Source organism: Mesorhizobium sp. M2A.F.Ca.ET.067.02.1.1, assembly GCF_004023285.1.
Lineage (GTDB): Bacteria > Pseudomonadota > Alphaproteobacteria > Rhizobiales > Rhizobiaceae > Mesorhizobium.
Genome location: NZ_RZSB01001451.1, coordinates 1 through 422 on the forward strand (window position 1 = coordinate 1; position 422 = coordinate 422).

The window sequence follows — 422 nt, forward strand, 5'->3', positions numbered from 1 at the left end:
GTTCGGCATGGTCTTCGCGTTCGCCACGGTGACCATCCGGGCGAACCAGGTTCTCTGCGGACTGGCGCTGACGCTGATCGGCACCGGGCTCGCCAACACCATCGGCCGCAGCTACTCCGGCACGCCATCGGCCGCGGTCTTCGAGCGTGTCGAGGTACCGCTGCTGAGCGACATCCCGATCCTCGGGCCGGCGCTCTTCTCGCAGAACGTGCTGCTCTACCTCATCTACATCGTCCTGCCGCTCGGCCTGCACTCCCTGCTGTTCCACACACGGCACGGGCTCAACATGCGCGCCGTCGGCGAGAACCCGGCCGCCGCCGATGCCGCCGGCATCCCGGTCGGCCTGATCCGCTTCGCCTATGTCACCGCGGGCGCGGCGCTGTGCGGCGGCGCCGGCGCCTACCTGACGCTCGCCTTCGTGC

Annotated in this window: 1 pseudogene; it reads left to right on the forward strand. The window is 69.9% G+C overall.

Going from position 1 to position 422, the window contains the following annotated elements:
* Positions 1-422 (forward strand): annotated as a pseudogene (locus EOA28_RS38275) (ABC transporter permease); the annotation flags it as partial.